The organism is Kitasatospora sp. NPDC088779, assembly GCF_040685395.1.
Lineage (GTDB): Bacteria > Actinomycetota > Actinomycetes > Streptomycetales > Streptomycetaceae > Kitasatospora.
The window spans coordinates 37198-53383 of the sequence record NZ_JBFBHW010000036.1 but is presented as its reverse complement, the minus strand read 5'-3'; the positions used below and the strand labels follow the sequence as shown (position 1 = coordinate 53383).

The window sequence follows — 16186 nt, the reverse complement described above, 5'->3', positions numbered from 1 at the left end:
CGGTGGCGGTGCGGAAGTGTTGCGGAAGTGCCCCGGGAGTGGGAAGTCGGCCGGGCCGACTTCCCACTCCGTGGGAGACACCGTGTCAGAGCTCGGTCCGGCGGCGCCGGATGACCACGATGAGATCGACGGTGGCGAACAGGGTGAGCAGACCGCAGGCGACGGCGAAGCCGGTCAGGGTCCCCTGGCTGGGGGCGCCGTTGGCGGGGGAGGCCGCCGCCCAGATCGCGAAGCCCGCCGTCGCGAGCGCGAACAGCGGTGTGAAGGTGAGCGACAGCAGGTAGCGGAGCTTGAGGTCGCTGCGGGCGGTGGCCGGCTCGGTGCCGCTGCGCCACGGCCGTCGCGGGGTGGTGGTGCGCATGGCCGTTCACCTCCGGGCCGCGCGGGTGGGGGCTACGATTCCAGCGTACGTCCGTGGGGGAGAGCGGGGGAGACGCGATGACGGGGTCGGACGCGGCGGCGGACGCCGAGGGCTACGCGGGGCTGCGGATCGAACGGGCCCGGGAGCTGGCCCGGCGGCACGGCTGGGCCTCGGTCCGGGTTCTGGAGCCGGGGGCGATGATGACCATGGACCACCGTGAGGGCCGGCTCAACCTCGCGGTGCGCGACGGCGTGGTCGAGCGCAGCTGGGAGGGGTAGGGCCGTCCTCCCGGTGGTCTTGGCGTGCGGGCTCAGTGGCCCGGCCGCCGGGCCAACCGCTGTTCGGCGGCGACGACCATCGGCTCCAGCAGCGGCAGCGAGAGCAGCACCAGCAGTCCGGCGGCCCAGCCGGCCAGCACGTCGGTGACCCAGTGGGTGCCCAGGTAGAGCGTGGTCAGGCCGATCGAGCAGGCGGTGGCGGCGGCGATCACCGCGCCGGTGCGCCGCCAGCGGACCGCGAGGTAGGCGAGCACGCCCCAGGTGACGACCGCGTTGGCGGTGTGACCGGACGGGAAGATGGTGCCGCCGGAGAACAGTTCGGGCGAGCCGACGTACTGGGCGTAGTGCGGGCCGAGCCGGCCGGTGACGATCTTGACCGCGCCGACCGTGACGTTGAGCAGCAGCAGCGCGACGGCCATCACCAGCAGCGGGCGCAGCCGCCCCAGCCGGTGCGCGCGCCAGCCGAGCCAGACGAAGGCGGCGATGGCGGAGGGGCCGCGTTGCCCGGCGACCACCCAGGTGTCGAGCAGCGGTTCCAGGCTGGGCCAGTGGTCGTAGGGGCGGAACAGCCGGACCGACCAGTCGAGGTCGACCAGGGCGGTGTTGAGCAGGACACCGGCCAGGACCAGCAGGTAGGCGACGCAGGTCACGGCGAGCAGGGCGGCCTGTCGGCGGCTCATCGGCGGCCAGCCGGGCTCGCGGCGGTGGACTCGTTCGGGGCTCGGGCGCTCGCGGTGGGTGGTGGTGAGCTGCTCCGGCCCCTGGTTGGGATAGGGCGCGGGGGTACTCGGGGCTTGCACGGGGGTGACCTTACCCATCCGGCCGGGGCTATTCCGGAGGGATTTGTCATTTTCCCGTGAAATCGACAATTGGCGGGGAGAGGTCCGCCCGGGGAGTGATTTCCGTGATTCTCGGATCGAATGCCAGTGTGGTGTTCGAATGATTCTGCAAAAGCCCCGGTAAAGAAAACGGAGTGGGAGGTCGGTGCGGCCGGCTTCCCACTCCGTGGTAACCCTGTGTAGGTTCCGTGCTCAGTCGAGGGGGCCGCCCGCGACGTAGATCACCTGCCCGGAGACGAAGCCGGCGCCCTCGCTCGCGAGGAAGGAGATGGTGTGGGCGACGTCCTCAGGCAGACCGACCCGCTGGACCGGGATCTGGGAGGCCGCAGCCCGCTTGAAGTCTTCGAAGTCCATGCCGACCCGGGCGGCGGTGGCCGCGGTCATGTCGGTGGCGATGAAGCCGGGCGCCACGGCGTTGGCGGTGATGCCGAACTTGCCCAGCTCAATGGCCAAAGTCTTGGTGAAGCCCTGCAGACCGGCCTTGGCGGCCGAGTAGTTGGCCTGACCGCGGTTGCCCTGGGCGGAGGAGGAGGACAGGTTGACGATGCGGCCGAAACCGGCGTCCACCATGTGCTTCTGCACCGCGCGGGTCATCAGGAAGGCCCCGCGCAGGTGGACGTTCATGACCGTGTCCCAGTCGGACTCGGACATCTTGAAGAGCAGGTTGTCGCGGAGCACGCCCGCATTGTTGACCAGCACGACGGGGGCGCCGAGTTCGGCGGCCACCCGGTCGACGGCGGCCTGCACCTGGTCGGCGTCCGAGACGTCGGCGCCCACGGCCAGGGCCCGCCCGCCGGCCGCGGTGATCCGGTCGACGGTGTCCTTCCCGGCGGTCTCGTCCAGGTCGAGGACGGCCACGGCGTAGCCGTCGGCGGCCAGTTGCACGGCGGTGGCGGCGCCCAGGCCGCGGGCGGCGCCGGTGACGACGGCGACCCGGGGGGCGGTGCTCTGCTCGGTCATGCGCGCTCTCGTCTCTCTCGGGGTGGTCTCCGCGGGGAGCGCCCCGGGGAGGGTGGCCACACCCTACCCGCGAGTAGGGAGGGCGAACAGGGTCGGAGAGCCGCACGTGACGGTCGGTAAGGACCGACCGGTCGGCTTTCTACTGAGAACGGGTTACCGAGAGGGCGTGGCGGCCGCGTAAATATGCCAATGTTGCCGAACCTGCGTCTACTATCCGCCCCTGCCTGCCAGCAAGGGCCCGCCGTTTGTATAGTGTCCGCCAGCAGCCACCGGCTGCACGGCTGGAGCGCCCTCCCTCATAGCTGGACGCCCACTCGCCGTTACTGCCCCACCCGGGTGTCCCACACACACCGGGTGTGACATCGGGACGGATACATGGTGCTGGGGGAGATCCCGACGACCCGCGTGTCCGCGCGACTGCAACAGTCGCCCGGACACCTGATTCGCGTTGCACAGCAGGTTCACACCAGGCTGTGGTCCGAGCATGTCGGAGCCGATCTCACGGCTCCGCAGTTCGCCGTTCTGCTGGTCCTGGCCCTCGAACCGGGTGCCGACCAGCGGACGGTCGGCGAGCGAGCCTCGCTGGACAAGGCGACGATGGCGGAGATGGTCGCGCGGCTGGTCCGCCGCGGCTTGGTGCTGCGAAGGCGTGACCCGGCCGACGGCCGGCGAAAACTGCTCGCGCTCTCGCAGAGCGGTGCCCAGGCGGTGCGTGAGGCCACCGGTGGTGTGGTCCGCGTGCAGCGCACCCTGTTCGAGCCGCTGACGGCGGAGGAGCAGGTGGAGATCGTGCGGGTGATGGCCAAGATAGCCAGGCTGGAGCCCGCCGCGGTCGCCGTGTTCTCCGACGCGCGGCCGACACTGGACGCGCAGCGGGCGATCGGCTACCTGATCAGGGTGGGCCAGCAGGTGCACACCAAACTCTGGTCGGAGCACGTCGGTGCGGAGCTGACGGCTCCGCAGTACGCGGTGCTGGACGCGCTGGAACTGGAGCCGGGCGCCGACCAGCGTACGGTCGGTGAGCTGGCCTCGCTGGACAAGGCGACGATGGCCGAGATGGTCAGCCGGCTGGTGCGCCGCGGTCTGGTGCAGCGCCGGCGCGACCCCTCGGACGGGCGCCGCAACCTGCTGTCGCTCTCGCCGGCGGGCCAGGACCTGCTGCACCGTTCGACGGCCGGCGTGGCCGAGGTCCAGCGGCTGCTGCTCGCCCCGCTGGACGAGGGTGAGCACGGGCCCGCGCTGGCGCTCCTCGGCAAGGCGGCGCGGCTCTAGAGGGATCCTTTGAGCGCCAGCCAAAACGATTCGCCAACGTACGGAAGGCCCGGTGTGTTGAGGGCTTGAGGCGTTGGTGGTTCAAGGAGTTGGCGGCTCAAGGCGTTGGTGGCCTGACCCGCCGGAGGCCGTTGCTCGTTGGCGCCGGCGGATCGTGGCACACCGAAGACCGCCCACCCCTGATCGGGGTGGGCGGTCGTTCGACATGACCGCTCGTCAGAGAAGTCGGACGGCGGGTGCCGTCAGTTCCAGTCGAACTCCTGCGGGTCCGGACCGATCCGCGTGCCGGTGGCGACACCGGCGATCGCGGCGAGGTCCTCGGCGTCCAGCTCGAAGCCGGCGACGTCCAGGTTCTCCCGGATGCGGGCGGGGGTGACCGACTTCGGGATCGCGATCACGCCGCTCTGCAGGTGCCAGCGGAGCACCACCTGGGCGACCGTGCGGCCGTGCTTCTCGGCGATCTTCGCCAGCGCCGGCTCGGCGAGCAGCTCCTTGCCCTGGCCCAGCGGGCTCCAGGCCTCGGTGGCGATGCCGTGCTGGGCGTGGAAGGCGCGCAGCTCGGTCTGCGGGAAGTACGGGTGCAGCTCGACCTGGTTCAGCACCGGGACGACCGAGGTCTCGTCGAGCAGCCGGGTGAGCTGCTCGGGCCCGAAGTTGGAGACGCCGACCGACTTGACCCGGCCGTCCGCCTTCAGCTGCTCGAAGGCCTTCCAGACGTTCAGGTAGCTGCCGTGCTTCGGGCGCGGCCAGTGGATCAGGTAGAGGTCGACGTAGTCGAGGCCGAGCTTGGCCAGCGACGCGTCGAACTCGCGCAGGACGGCGTCGCGGCCCTGCTCGCCCGACCAGTCGCGGGTGCCCGAGTTCCACAGCTTGGTGGTGATGTAGAGGTCCTCGCGGGCCACGCCGCCGGACAGGGCCTCGGTGATCGCCTGGCCGGTGCCGGCCTCGTTCTCGTAGATGGCCGCGGTGTCGATGGAGCGGTAGCCCGCCTCGATCGCGGTGCGGACGGCGGCCGTGGCCTCGTCGTCCGGGACCTGCCACACGCCGAATCCGAGCTGCGGGATCTGCGCGCCGTCGTTCAGCGTGACGTTGGGGATGTTGCTCACGGGAAGGGGTGCCCTCCTGGTCGTCCGTGTGATTCCAGAAAGGGGCAACTGGCACCCGGGCGGGATTGTTCCCGCCGTTCGGGGGAATCTTGCGGGGCCGGAGGCCCGCTGCGGCGGGGATTCAGGGGCCGGGTAGCGAAAAAACCTGTTGCGCGGATCACATCGGGGTTGGCAGGCTCGCGGCCATGACCTCCTGAGATCCGGGCCCTTCATGCCCTTCCCGCCTCCGCCCGGCCGTCCCGTCCGGCGCCGCTCCGGACGCGCCGATGCCGCCGGGGCGAGGTGCCGCGCTGTCGCCCGCCGCCGTCCGGCTTCCGTCGTTCGCGCGAGCCGGGCCCGCCGTGCCGCGAGACCCGCGCCTCCGGCTCGTGACCTTCTCCCGGCGTGTCCGCTCACGCCTGTTCGCACCCTCCAGCACCCTCCAGTGCCGTCCCGCACCCTCCTGTATCGGAGCGTCATGCTGCTCACCCCCCTGCCGTTGGCCGACCCCGGCAGTCCCGACCTCTCCTCACCCCTGGCCTTCCTGCGCTGGCTCCAGCGCGGCCAGCGGCGCGGGCAGGTGCTCGCCACCTGCTGGGCGCTGCTGGAGATGGGCGGCCAGGCGGCGCTGCCGATACCGCTCGGGTGGGGCGTGCAGGCCGCCGTCGACGGCGAGGCCGCCGGGATCTGGCGGGCCGGCGCCCTCGCGGTGGCGCTCGCCGTGCTGTCCGCGCTCGGTGCCGTGCTGCTGCACCGCCAGGCGGTCTGGAACTGGATCCACGCGGCGTGCCACGTGCGGCAGCTGGTGGCCCGGCAGGCCTCGCACCTGGGCGCCGGGCTGTCCTGCCGGATCGCCACCGGCGAGGTCGTCGCGGTCGGCAGCGGGGACGTCGAGCGGATCGGCTGGTACGTCGAACTCGTCGCCCGGGTCCGGGCCGCGGTGATCGTCTGGCTGGCCGTCAGCTCGGCCGTGCTGGTCGTCGAACCGGTGCTCGGGGTCGGGGTGCTGCTCGGCGTCCCGGTGCTGGCAGCCGCCGTCTGGCCGCTGATCGGGCCGTTCGAGCGGCGGTACGAGCAGCAGCGCACGCTCGGCGGCAAGGCCACCGAGCTGGCCGCCGACACCGTGGCGGGGCTGCGGGTGCTGCGCGGCATCGGCGGCGAGGAGCTGTTCCTCGACCGGTACCGGGCCGCCTCCCAGAAGGTCCGGGCCGCGGCCGTCCGATCGGCCCGGCTCTGGTCGCTGATGCAGGCCCAACAGGTCCTGTTGCCGGGCCTGTTCGTGATCGGGGTGACGTGGTACGGCGCCCGACAGGCGGCCGCGGGCGAACTCGCCGTCGGCACCCTGATCGCCGTGTACGGCGCCACCGCCTTCCTCGCGGCGCCGCTGCGGATCCTGGGCGAGGCCGCACACGCCTGGAGCGTCGCCCGGGTCTCCGCCGGGCGCGCCGTCCGGGTGCTCTCGCTCAGCCGTACCAGCGGCGTGGCCGAGGCCTCGCTGAACAAGCCGGGGAACGCCGACCTGTTCGACCCGGCGACCGGGCTGACCGCGCGGGCCGGGGAGCTGACCGCGGTCGTCTGCGGGGACCCGGACTTCGCCGGGGCGCTCGCCGGGCGGCTCGGCGGGCACGTCCCGGCCGCCGGCGACGAGCCGGAGCAGCCCTCCGTCCGGCTCGGCGGGACGGAGCTGGACGCGGTACCGCTGGCCGAGGCCAGGGCGGCGGTGCTGGTCCACGACAAGGAGCCGGTGCTGCTCTCCGGCACCCTGGCCGGGCTGTTCGACATCCCGTCCTCGGGGCGGGTCTCGGTGGCCGAGGCGCTGGCCGCCGCCCGGTCCGACGACGTGCTGGAGGCTCTGGTGGACGGCTCGCCGGAGTGCGAGGGCGACGCGATGCTCGCCCGGATCACCGAGCGCGGGCGCTCGCTGTCCGGCGGGCAGCGCCAGCGACTCGCCCTGGCCCGTGCGCTGCTGGCCGACCCGCCGGTCCTCGTCCTGGACGAGCCGACCAGCGCGGTGGACGCCCACACCGAGTCCAGGATCGCCACCGGACTGCGGGACACCCGGGCGGGGCGCACCACCGTGCTCTTCGCGACCAGCCCGCTGCTGCTCGACCAGGCGGACCGGGTGGTGCTGCTGCGCGACGGCCGGGCGGCCGTGGCCGGGCGGCACCGCGACCTGATGCGGACCGAGCCGGCCTACCGGGCCGTGGTCACCCGCGAAGAGCAGCCGGAACCGGTGGGGGAGCCGGTATGAGCGGCCGCGTGGGCACCCGCGCCGTCCGTCCCGCCCGACCCGCCGCACACCTGAGGAGCACGTCATGAAGCCCCCCGTCCATGAGGAGCAGGGGCCGGCCACCACCCTGCCGGTCGGCTCACCGGCCGCCGTGCGCGCCTACCTGCGCCTGCTCGCCCGGCGCCACCGCGGCGGGTTCTCCGCGGTGGTGGGGTTGCACTCGGTGGCCACCGTGGCCGGGCTGGTGGGCCCCTGGGTGCTCGGCAGCCTGGTCGAGTCGCTGGCCACCGGCACCGCCGAGGCCACCATCGCGGTCGCGGTCGGCTGGTACCTGCTGGCGCTGGTGGTGCAGTCCGCCTTCACCGGCTGGTCCCGGATGCGCGGTGCCGTCCTCGGCGAGCGGGTGCTGGCCGACCTGCGCGAGGACTTCCTGGTCCGCTCGGTCGCGCTGCCCACCGGCGTGCTGGAGCGGGCCGGCACGGGGGACCTGGTCTCCCGGGGCACCACGGACATCGACCGGCTGGACAAGTCGGTGCGCGAGGCCGTGCCCGAACTCGCCGTCGCCATCGTGTCGTTGCTGCTGGTGATCGGCGCCCTGCTGGTCACCTCGCCGCTGCTCGCGCTCACCTCGCTGGTCGGCCTGCCGCTGCTGCTGGTCAGCTCCCGCTGGTACTTCAAGCGCGCGCCGCAGTCCTACCGCAACGAGTCGGCCGGGTACGCCGCGGTGAACACCGTGCTGGCCGAGACGGTGGACGCCGGGCGGACGGTGGAGACGCTGCGCCTGGGCGACCAGCGGATCGCCCTGACGGACCGCAAGCTGGGCGAGTGGCTCGCCTGGGAGCGCTACACCCTGTGGCTGCGCTCGGTCTGGTTCCCGACCATCGACGCGTTCTACTCCTCGGCGGTGCTGGCCACCCTGCTGCTCGGTGGGCTGTTCACCCTCAAGGGTTGGATCACCGTCGGCGAGTTGACCACAGGAGTGCTGTATGCGCAGATGCTGACCGGTCCGGTCGACCTGATCCTGCGCTGGTACGACGAACTGCAGATCGGCCAGGCCTCGCTGGCCCGGCTGGTCGGCGTCCGCGAGGTGCCGGAGCACGAGGGTGACGAGTCCAGCCACCCGGACGGCCGCCGGGTCGAGGCCCGGGACGTCCGGTTCGGCTACCGGGAGGGCGCCGACGTCCTGCACGGCATCAGCCTGGACGTCGCGCCGGGCACCCGGGTCGCGCTGGTCGGGCCGTCCGGGGCGGGCAAGTCCACGCTGGGGCGGCTGCTGGCCGGGATCTACGCCCCCGGGCGCGGCAGCGTGACGCTCGGCGGGGCGGCACTGGCGCGGATGCCGGCCGAGCGGGTGCGGGCGGAGGTCGCCCTGGTGAACCAGGAGCACCACGTCTTCGTCGGCACCCTGCGGGACAACCTGCGGCTGGCCGCGCCCGGGGCCGAGGACACCGAACTGCGCTCCGCGCTGGACGCGGTGGACGCCGGCGGCTGGGTGGACGCGCTGCCGCACGGCCTCGACACCGAGGTCGGCTCCGGCGGTACCGTGCTGACTCCGCCGCAGGCCCAGCAGCTGGCGCTGGCCCGGCTGGTGCTGGCCGATCCGCACACCCTGGTGCTGGACGAGGCCACCTCGCTGCTGGACCCGCGCGCCGCCCGGCACCTGGAGCGCTCGCTCGCCCGGGTGCTGGAGGGCCGCACGGTCATCGCCATCGCCCACCGGCTGCACACCGCGCACGACGCGGACGTGATCGCGGTGGTCGAGGGCGGCCGGATCAGCGAGTACGGCAGCCACCCGGAGCTGGTCGCGGCCGGCGGCCCGTACGCGGCGCTCTGGCGCTCCTGGCGGGACGAGCGGTAGCGGGCCGGCGCCGTTGACCCGTACGGCACTTCAAACCCGCACGGGGCCGGATTGCCCCGTGCGGGTTACTACCTCACCCATCAGGGCGCGTAACCGGGCAAATCGGAGCCCCGGCCCGCAGACTGCTCCGGTGACCAAGATTTCGGACGGCTCGTCCGGCTCCAAACGCAGCGAGATCGCTGGGATCCCCACCCGGTACATCGGGATCGGCGTCATCGTCGTCCTCGCCGTGTGGTTCCTGTTCGCGAACCTCGACAAGGTGAAGATCCAGTTCTGGGTGTTCACCGTTACCGCGCCGCTCTGGATCGCACTGCTCGCCACGCTGCTCGCCGGCGGCGCGCTGGGCTGGCTGCTGAAGGGGCGTCGCGGCCGGTGACCAGCGCTCCCGGGCCGGCCCAGGCGGGGCCCTCGGCCTTCACGCCGCTGATCGAGGTGCGCGGCGTCAACAAGCACTTCGGGGACCTGCACGTCCTCCAGGACATCGAGCTGACCGTGGGCCGCGGCGAGGTCGTCGTGGTCATCGGACCGTCCGGCTCCGGCAAGTCGACGCTCTGCCGGGCGATCAACCGCCTGGAGCCGATCGAGGACGGCACCATCCTGATCGACGGCGAGCCGCTGCCCGAGGAGGGCAAGGGGCTGGCCCGGCTGCGCGCCGAGGTCGGCATGGTGTTCCAGTCCTTCAACCTGTTCGCGCACAAGACCGTGCTGCAGAACGTCTCGCTCGCGCAGATCAAGGTCCGCGGCCGGCCCCGGGCGGAGGCGGACGCCAAGTCCCGCGCCCTGCTGGAGCGGGTCGGGCTGGAGGCGCACGCCGACAAGTACCCGGCCCAGCTCTCCGGCGGCCAGCAGCAGCGGGTGGCGATCGCCCGGGCGCTGGCGATGGACCCGAAGGCACTGCTGTTCGACGAGCCGACCTCGGCGCTCGACCCCGAGATGATCAACGAGGTGCTGGACGTCATGCGCCAGCTCGCGCACGAGGGCATGACGATGGTCGTGGTCACCCACGAGATGGGCTTCGCCCGGGCCTCCGCCAACCGGGTGGTCTTCATGGCCGACGGCCGGATCGTCGAGGACCGCGCCCCGGAGGACTTCTTCAGCGCTCCGGAGAGCGAGCGCGCCCGGGACTTCCTGTCCAAGATCCTGAAGCACTGAGGCGGCGCCCGTGACGAGGAAGACCACGCCCGCCGCCCGGAGCCGGACGGTGCTCGCCGCCGTCCTGCTGCTCGCCGTGCTGGCCGCCGGCTGCGGCAAGCCCGGCACCCCGCCGCCCAAGGGCCCGCAGGCGAGCGCGCTGCCCAGCTACCAGGTGCGCGACGCCGCCTCCATCACCGGCTCGCCGACCCTGGACGCCGCCCGGAGCCGGGGCCACCTGGTGGTCGGCGCCAAGGAGGACCAGCCGTACCTGGGCGAGAAGAACCCGGCCACCGGCGTGTACTCCGGCTTCGACATCGAGATCGCCAAGATGGTCGGCGCCTACCTCGGCTTCCCGCCGGACCGGATCGAGTTCAAGACCATCGCCTCGGCCAACCGCGAGACCGCGCTGCAGAACGGCCAGGTGGACTTCTACGTCGGCACCTACACCATCAACGACAACCGGAAGAAGCTGGTCGGCTTCGCCGGGCCGTACTTCGTCGCGGGGCAGTCGCTGCTGGTGCGCAGGAACGACAACACCATCCACGGCCCGCAGGACCTGGACGGCAAGAAGGTCTGCTCGGCGGCCGGCTCGACCCCGTACCAGCGCATCCAGTCGCAGTACCCGAAGGCGAAGCTGATCGGCTACGACACCTACTCGGCCTGCGTGGACAACCTGATCACCGGCCAGGTGGACGCCGTCACCACGGACAACGCGATCCTGCTGGGCTACGCGGCCAAGGTGCCGGACGAGCTCAAGGTGGTCGGCCCGCTGTTCTCCCAGGAGCCGTACGGGATCGGGACTCCGAAGAACGACACCGTGCTGCGCCTGGCCCTGGACGACGCGCTGGCGCAGAACGAACAGAACGGCGACTGGAAGAAGGCCTACGACGCGACCCTGGGCCTGTCCGGGGAGCCGGCGCCGACACCGCCGCCGATCGACCGGTACTGAGAGGGCCGCGCCGTGAAAACGCTGACCGACAACTGGTCGACCTACTGGGACGGCTTCCTCGGCACGCTCTCGCTGTTCGCGGTGAGCGCCGTGCTGTCGCTGGTGCTGGGAGTGATGATCGCGGGTTTCCGGGTCTCGCCGGTCCGGCCGCTGCGAGTGTTCGGGACGGCGTGGGTGACGCTGCTGCGCAACACGCCGCTGACCCTGCTGTTCTTCATCGTGGTGCTGGGCCTGCCGCGCTTCAACATCACGCTGCCGTTCTTCGTCTTCGCGGTGGCCGCGCTCAGCTGCTACACCTCGGCCTTCGTCTGCGAGGCGATGCGTTCGGGCATCAACACCGTGCCGGCGGGGCAGGGGGAGGCGGCGCGCAGCCTGGGCATGAGCTTCGGGCAGACGATGAGCGTGGTGGTGCTGCCGCAGGCGTACCGGTCGGTGGTCGCGCCGATCGGCAGTGTGATGATCGCGCTGGCGAAGAACACGGCGATCGCCGGCTCGTTCAGCGTCACCGAACTGCTCGGCACCTACCGGACGATCAACGAACTGGGCTACAGCATCATCTGGACCTTCGTCTGGATCGCCGTCGGCTACCTGATCATCACCCTGGCCGTCAGCGCCGTCTTCAACCTGCTGGAACGACGAGTGGCGGTGTCGCGATGACCGTTGGATCCTCGGCGCTGTACGACATCCCCGGTCCGAAGGCGCTCGCCCGCCACCGGCTGTACGGCGGGATCGCGCTGCTGCTGATCGCGGCGCTGATCGGCTGGATCGTCTACATGCTGTTCCACACCCACCAGTTCACGTACCAGAAGTGGATGCCCTTCGAGTACCGGGGCGTCCAGGACCTGCTGCTGAGCGGGCTCGGCAACACCCTCAAGGCCTTCGGCTGGACGGTGCTGTTCGCGTTGCCCTTCGGCGCGCTGTTCGCGGCCGGGCGGCTGTCCGACCACAAGGTGGTGCGGGTGCTCTCCACGGTGGTGGTGGAGTTCTTCCGGGCCATGCCGCTGCTGGTGATGATCTTCTTCGTCTTCGTCGCGCTCAAGGTGCAGCCGCTGTGGGCGCTGGTGGCCGGGCTGGTGCTGTACAACGGCTCGGTGCTGGCCGAGGTCTTCCGGGCCGGCGTGCTCGCGGTGCCCAAGGGCCAGCGCGAGGCGGCCTACGCGCTCGGCCTGCGCAAGACCCAGGTGATGACGTACGTGCTGGTGCCGCAGGCCAACCGGGCCATGCTGCCGGCCATCATCAGCCAACTGGTGGTCGCGCTCAAGGACACCTCGCTGGGCTTCCTGATCACCTACGAGGAGTTCCTGCACGCGGGCAAGCTGATCGCCACCAACCTCGACTACGACCTGCCGTTCATCCCGGTGGTGATCGTGATCGCGCCGATCTACATCGGCATGTGCCTGCTGCTCTCCTGGCTCGCCCGCTGGGTCGAGCGCCGCAGTCGGCGCAGCCCGAGCATGCGGGGCGGGGCGCCGGTGGTCAAGGCCGGGGTGGCGATGGGGCTGCCGCCGTCCGCGCAGCAGTGAGAGGCCTGGTTCGATCCTGAACCATAGGTGTGGGTGGGGATAGAGCGGGCATCTCCAATTTCCTCTTATGATTGCGGAGGTTCGACGACGACGACCGGGGGAGGGCCATGGAGCCGGTATTCGACTCGCGGCACATCAGGACGTTCCACGAGGTCGTCAGAGCGGGCTCCTACTCGGCCGCCGCCCGCGAGCTCGGCTACACCCAGCCCGCCATCACCCAGCAGATGAAGGCGCTCGAACGCACCGTCGGCGTGGCGCTGTTCACCCGGGCCGGGCGCGGACTGCGGCTCACCGAGGCGGGCGAGGCGCTCTCCCGGCACGCCGAGCTGATCCTCGGCAGCCTCTCCGCCGCCCAGCAGCAGCTCGCCGCGCTCGCCCGGCTGCGGGCCGGGCGGGTGCGGGTCTGCGCCTTCCCCAGCGCCAACGCCACCCTGATACCCGAGGCGATGGCCCGGCTGCTCGCGGAGCATCCCGGTGTGCGGGTCGAGCTGCTGGAGGCCGAACCGCCGGACTCCGTCCAGCGACTGCTGCGCGGGGAGTGCGACATCGCGCTGGCCTTCCGCTACCCCGGCGGCGCGACCGAGGTGCCCGACGGGCTGGACGAGATCCCGCTGATGGAGGACCTGCTCACCGTGCTGCTGCCGGTCGGACACCCACTCGGCCGTCGGCACGCCGTTCGGCTCGCCGACCTCGACGGCGAGCGCTGGATCGCCGGGTGCCCGCGCTGCCGGGCCAACCTGCTGAACGTCTGCGCGGAGGAGGGCTTCGCGCCGGACATCGTGTTCTCCACGGACGACAACCTCGCGGTGCAGAGCCTGGTCGCCGCCGGGGTCGGGATCGCGCTGATGCCCGCGTTGGTGCTCTCCTTCATGTGCCACCGCAAGGTCACCGGGCGGGCCGTCGAACCGCACCTGCGCCGGCAGGTGAGCGCGTACGTGCTGCGCGAGCACCGGCGGATACCGGCCACCGGGCTGGTGCTGGACCACCTGCGGCGGGCGGCGGCGAGCCGGATCGGGTGCTGAGTCGTGGCTCCGGGGGTGCTCACCGGGGCGATTCATAAGCTGAAGTTGGGGGGAAGCTTAAGAACCATCGTTGGACGTGATAGGTCGGTGCAGCCGAACCTGCTGGCATGACACCCCCAGCCACGGTCGGCAGCGACCGGCTCACCGAGCGGATGACCGCCCTGATCGGCGAGATCCGTGCCGTCGTGGACCGCGGACTGCCCCCGGAACTCACCGCCTACCTGGTCGGCGAACGCCTCGCCCCGCACCTGCGCGCCGACCCCGACGGGCCCGACGCGCTGCTCACCCCCGCCCAGCGCGAGGGCGACCCGACGCGCTACCGCCAGCACGTCCTGCACGCCGAGGAGGACGGCGGCTTCTCCGTCGTCGCCCTGGTCTGGCTGCCCGGCCAGCAGACCCCGATCCACGACCACGTCTCCTGGTGCGTGGCCGGCGTCCACCAGGGCCAGGAGAGCGAGACCCGCTACCGGCTGGTCTCCGACGGCCGCACCGCCCACCTCGTCGAGACCGAGCACGTCGCCGGCCCGGCCGGCACCGTCGCCGCCTTCGCCCCGCCCGGTGACATCCACCTGGTGCGCAACGCCTGCAACAGCACCGCCATCTCCATCCACGTCTACGGCGCGGACGTCTCGCGGCTCGGCACCAGCATCCGGCGCGTCTACCGGCTGCCCGCCGACCAGCAGCAGTGAGGGCGGCGTGGCACTGACCCTCCGGGAGCGCGCCACGCGCACCCGCTCACTGCCCCCGCTCGGCGGGGACGCCCCCGGCCTGCTGCTCGCGGCGGCCGGGGTGGCCGCCGCGATCGCCGTCCACGCGGCCGTGCCCGCCGTGCCCAAGCTGACCGCAGCCGTCGTGCTCGGCATGGCGGCTGCCCACCTGCCCGCGCTGCGCCCGGTGGTGCGCGGGGTGGCCCGGCCAGGGCTGTCCATGGCCGGCAAGCGGCTGATGCGGCTCGGGATCGTCCTGCTCGGGCTCAAGCTCAGCCTGGACGACGTGCTCGGCCTCGGCTGGGCCACCGTCGCCATGGTGCTCGCGGTGGTCGCGGCCACCTTCACCGGCACGCTCTGGCTCGGCCGGCGGCTCGGCCTGCCGGGCGACCAGCCGCTGCTGGTCGCCACCGGGTACTCCATCTGCGGAGCCTCGGCGATCGGCGCGGTCAGCCAGGCGGCCGGCAGCGAGGAGGAGGACGTCGCCGCCTCGGTGGCCCTGGTCACCCTGTGCGGGACGCTGGCCATCGCCGTGCTGCCGCTGCTCCAGCAGCCGTTCGGGCTGGGCGACGTGGAGTTCGGGCGGTGGGTCGGCGCGAGCGTGCACGACGTCGGGCAGGTGGTCGCCACCGCGCAGACCGGCGGGGCGGGCGCGTTGCGGGAGGCCGTCCTGGTCAAGCTGATGCGGGTGGTGCTGCTGGCGCCGCTGGTCGCCGGGATGGCCGTCGCGGTACGGCGCCGGGCGCGACGGGCCGGGGAGGCCGTCGTCGGGGCCGGCCAGGAGTTGGGGGAAGGCCCTGCGAAGAACCCGGGCACCATCGGCAGCCGCCCGCCGATCGTCCCGCTGTTCGTGGCGGGGTTCCTCGCGATGATCGTGCTGCGGACCACCGGGGTGCTTCCGGAGCGGGCGCTCACCCTCGCCGGGGACGCCCAGGAACTGCTGCTGGCCGCCGCGCTGTTCGGCCTCGGCAGCGCCGTGCACCTGCCGACCATGGTCCGCACCGGCGGGCGGCTCGCCCTGCTCGGGCTCGGCTCCTGGGTGGTCGTCGCGGGCGTCTCCTACGCCGGGGTGCTGGTCACGACGTGACGGGCGCAGGGGCGGACTCGGCTATTGTCGGGCGGGTACTCGTCCGCCGGGACGCTCCTGCACCCGAGTCCGCTGAGGAAGCCGCATGTCCACCGCACTGCCCGAACGGGACGCTCACGAGGCCGTCGTCACGCTCGACCGGCGGGACGGCCCGTTCGGCGAGGTGGTGCTGCGCCGGCGCGGTCGGCACTTCGAGATCATCGCCAACGGCTGCTTCCTGATGGACACCGCCGACGGCCGCTCCGAACGCCTGCTGATCCAGGCGGCGCTGGACGAACTGGACCGCACCGGCGCCCCCGCGGAGCCCTCGGTGCTGATCGGAGGCCTCGGCGTCGGCTTCTCGCTGGCGTACGCGGCGGCCGAGCCGCGCTGGGGGCGGATCGCCATCGTCGAGCGCGAGAGCGCCGTCATCGACTGGCACCGGAGCGGGCCGCTCGGCGCCTTCTCCGGCGGCGCGCTGGAGGACCAGCGGGTCCAGGTCCTCCACACCGACCTGCTGGAGTACCTGGCGGCGGCCGACGGCGAGCGCTACGACGCGCTGTGCCTCGACATCGACAACGGCCCGGACTGGACCGTCACCGACTCCAACGCCGGGCTGTACGGCGCCGACGGGCTCGCGGTGCTCTGGCACCGGCTGCATCCGGGCGGGGTGCTGGCGGTGTGGAGCGCGCAGCCCTCCGCGGACTTCGAGGAGGCACTGCGGGCGGCGGGCTTCTCCGACGTCGTCACGCACGAGATCCCGGTCAGCCGCGGCGTGCCGGACGTGGTCCACCTGGCCCGGCGCGCCGGCTGACGGCGTAGGGCCTCCCAACCTTCCTGTCGCGTCCGGGCGTTGTCCACAATGGCGGTCAACTGCCGGCTCTCGGCGTCGCGTTGTCGCG

At 72.4% G+C, this 16186-nt stretch carries 17 protein-coding genes; 13 read left to right on the top strand and 4 right to left on the bottom strand.

The window, feature by feature from the left end:
* Positions 1–85: 85 nt before the first annotated feature.
* Positions 86–361, bottom strand: coding sequence for a DUF6343 family protein (locus AB0P03_RS28420; RefSeq protein WP_363585870.1), 276 nt, complete (start codon positions 359–361; stop codon positions 86–88).
* 77 nt (positions 362–438) lie between these two features.
* Here AB0P03_RS28420 and AB0P03_RS28415 point away from each other — a divergent pair, with 77 nt between their 5' ends.
* The gene (locus AB0P03_RS28415) at positions 439–639 is read left to right on the top strand and encodes an I78 family peptidase inhibitor (protein WP_063350104.1); all 201 of its coding nucleotides are present in this window, start codon (positions 439–441) and stop codon (positions 637–639) included.
* Between the two features lie 32 nt (positions 640–671).
* On the opposite strand, the gene AB0P03_RS28410 is transcribed toward AB0P03_RS28415, so the two are convergent.
* Both AB0P03_RS28410 and fabG read right to left on the bottom strand, forming a co-directional pair.
* A complete protein-coding gene (locus AB0P03_RS28410) occupies positions 672–1439 on the bottom strand; it encodes a phosphatase PAP2 family protein (RefSeq protein ID WP_363585871.1) in 768 nt (255 codons plus the stop codon).
* A gap of 231 nt (positions 1440–1670) precedes the next feature.
* On the bottom strand, positions 1671–2438 hold the full coding sequence (gene fabG, locus AB0P03_RS28405) for a 3-oxoacyl-ACP reductase FabG (protein ID WP_350875567.1): 768 nt from the start codon (positions 2436–2438) through the stop codon (positions 1671–1673).
* A 375-nt stretch (positions 2439–2813) separates the two neighbouring features.
* On the opposite strand from fabG, the gene AB0P03_RS28400 reads away from it, so the two are divergent.
* Positions 2814–3710 carry a MarR family winged helix-turn-helix transcriptional regulator gene (locus AB0P03_RS28400; RefSeq protein ID WP_363585873.1) on the top strand — a complete coding sequence of 299 codons (897 nt, stop codon included), beginning with the start codon at positions 2814–2816 and terminating at the stop codon, positions 3708–3710.
* A 242-nt stretch (positions 3711–3952) separates the two neighbouring features.
* On the opposite strand, the gene AB0P03_RS28395 is transcribed toward AB0P03_RS28400, so the two are convergent.
* Positions 3953–4816, bottom strand: coding sequence for an aldo/keto reductase (locus AB0P03_RS28395; protein ID WP_363631514.1), 864 nt, complete (start codon positions 4814–4816; stop codon positions 3953–3955).
* A gap of 457 nt (positions 4817–5273) precedes the next feature.
* Here AB0P03_RS28395 and AB0P03_RS28390 point away from each other — a divergent pair, with 457 nt between their 5' ends.
* The 11 genes from AB0P03_RS28390 (at position 5274) to AB0P03_RS28340 (ending at position 16098) form a co-directional block, all read left to right on the top strand.
* Positions 5274–7046: an ABC transporter ATP-binding protein gene (locus AB0P03_RS28390; protein WP_363631513.1), complete on the top strand. Its 1773-nt coding sequence runs from the start codon at positions 5274–5276 to the stop codon at positions 7044–7046.
* A gap of 64 nt (positions 7047–7110) precedes the next feature.
* Positions 7111–8883: an ABC transporter ATP-binding protein gene (locus tag AB0P03_RS28385; RefSeq protein WP_363585875.1), complete on the top strand. Its 1773-nt coding sequence runs from the start codon at positions 7111–7113 to the stop codon at positions 8881–8883.
* Positions 8884–9013: 130 nt separating this feature from the next.
* Complete coding sequence (locus AB0P03_RS28380; protein WP_363616943.1) at positions 9014–9259, top strand: LapA family protein; 246 nt, start codon at positions 9014–9016, stop codon at positions 9257–9259.
* 47 nt (positions 9260–9306) lie between these two features.
* Positions 9307–10035 (top strand): amino acid ABC transporter ATP-binding protein, encoded by a 729-nt coding sequence (locus AB0P03_RS28375; RefSeq protein WP_363585905.1) that lies wholly within the window; start codon positions 9307–9309, stop codon positions 10033–10035.
* A 10-nt stretch (positions 10036–10045) separates the two neighbouring features.
* Positions 10046–10966: a glutamate ABC transporter substrate-binding protein gene (locus AB0P03_RS28370; RefSeq protein ID WP_363585877.1), complete on the top strand. Its 921-nt coding sequence runs from the start codon at positions 10046–10048 to the stop codon at positions 10964–10966.
* A gap of 12 nt (positions 10967–10978) precedes the next feature.
* On the top strand, positions 10979–11623 hold the full coding sequence (locus AB0P03_RS28365) for an amino acid ABC transporter permease (protein WP_363585878.1): 645 nt from the start codon (positions 10979–10981) through the stop codon (positions 11621–11623).
* The gene (locus tag AB0P03_RS28360; RefSeq protein WP_063350111.1) at positions 11620–12489 is read left to right on the top strand and encodes an amino acid ABC transporter permease; all 870 of its coding nucleotides are present in this window, start codon (positions 11620–11622) and stop codon (positions 12487–12489) included. The genes AB0P03_RS28365 and AB0P03_RS28360 overlap by 4 nt, the downstream gene beginning before the upstream one ends.
* Positions 12490–12596: 107 nt before the next feature.
* On the top strand, positions 12597–13511 hold the full coding sequence (locus tag AB0P03_RS28355; RefSeq protein ID WP_363585879.1) for a LysR family transcriptional regulator: 915 nt from the start codon (positions 12597–12599) through the stop codon (positions 13509–13511).
* 107 nt (positions 13512–13618) lie between these two features.
* Entirely contained in the window at positions 13619–14200 is a 582-nt protein-coding gene (locus AB0P03_RS28350) for a cysteine dioxygenase family protein (protein WP_363585880.1), read from the top strand.
* 13 nt (positions 14201–14213) lie between these two features.
* Positions 14214–15305, top strand: a complete 1092-nt coding sequence (locus AB0P03_RS28345; protein ID WP_363631522.1) for a putative sulfate exporter family transporter — start codon at positions 14214–14216, stop codon at positions 15303–15305.
* An 85-nt stretch (positions 15306–15390) separates the two neighbouring features.
* Entirely contained in the window at positions 15391–16098 is a 708-nt protein-coding gene (locus tag AB0P03_RS28340; protein ID WP_363631511.1) for a spermidine synthase, read from the top strand.
* Positions 16099–16186: the final 88 nt, after the last annotated feature.